Source organism: Mesorhizobium sp. M7D.F.Ca.US.004.01.2.1, assembly GCF_003997785.1.
Taxonomy (GTDB): domain Bacteria; phylum Pseudomonadota; class Alphaproteobacteria; order Rhizobiales; family Rhizobiaceae; genus Mesorhizobium; species Mesorhizobium loti.
On sequence record NZ_RZRQ01000689.1, the window covers coordinates 1 to 991 of the forward strand.

General features: G+C 65.2%; 1 protein-coding gene. It reads left to right on the forward strand.

Translation table 11 applies throughout. From position 1 onward, the window contains the following. Window positions 1-173: 173 nt before the first annotated feature. On the forward strand, window positions 174-991 hold an 818-nt coding region (locus EN993_RS36200; protein ID WP_245469089.1), incomplete at its 3' end, for a thiamine pyrophosphate-binding protein.

Here is a 991-nt window from a genome sequence, read left to right on the forward strand (position 1 = left end):
GTGTTCGATCCGCTGGGCACAATGAACCCGGATGTCCTGGTGCGCGTCTCTCAGTAAAGAAAAACTTTCGAATAGACGGCATTTCTTGGTTTCGTCTCGATCCGCCAGCGTGCAGGTATGAATCCGAAAGGCAGGCTCGGTCCGCTTGCCGCCTGAATGAAGGATGTCGAAGCATGATCCGCAATGGCGGTCGCCTCCTTGTCGAGTGCCTGATCGCGCTCGGCGCGACCAAGAGCTTCGGCGTGCCGGGCGAAAGCTACCTGGCCGTGCTGGACGCGCTGCACGACACTCATGGAAAGCTGGACTACGTGCTGTGCCGCAACGAGGGCGGTGCGGCATTCATGGCCTCGGCCTATGGCAAGCTGACGGGCTCGCCGGGCATCTGCTTCGTGACGCGCGGACCGGGCGTTGCCAATGCGTCCATCGGGGTGCACACGGCGATGCAGGACAGTTCGCCGATGATCATCTTCGTCGGCCAGGTCGGCACCGACATGCGCGGCCGTGAAGCGTTCCAGGAGATCGACTACCGCGCCGTGTTCGGCACGATGGCGAAATGGGCCGTGGAAATCGACGATGTCGAGCGCCTGCCGGAAATCGTTGCCCGGGCCTGGACCACGGCGCTCACCGGGCGGCCTGGCCCGGTGGTGATCGCCCTGCCCGAGGACATGCTGACGACGCTGACCGATGTCGCCGCACTCAGCGGACCGGCCAGGATGTTCGAGGCCGCCGCCGATGCCGATGCGCTGGCCGAGGCCCGCTCCATGCTTGCCGCCTCCCGCAGGCCGGTCATCCTGATTGGCGGCGCCAACTGGTCCACTGCCGGGCGCGCCGCGCTCCAGGCTTTCGCCGAAACCTCCGACATTCCGGTGGTCGCGGCGTTCCGCTTCCAGGATCAGTTCGACAATGGCTCGCCGGTCTTCGTCGGTGAGGCGGGCGTCGGCATGGATGCCAAGCGAGGGCACGTAGATCTTGCCGATCTCGCGATCCGAAC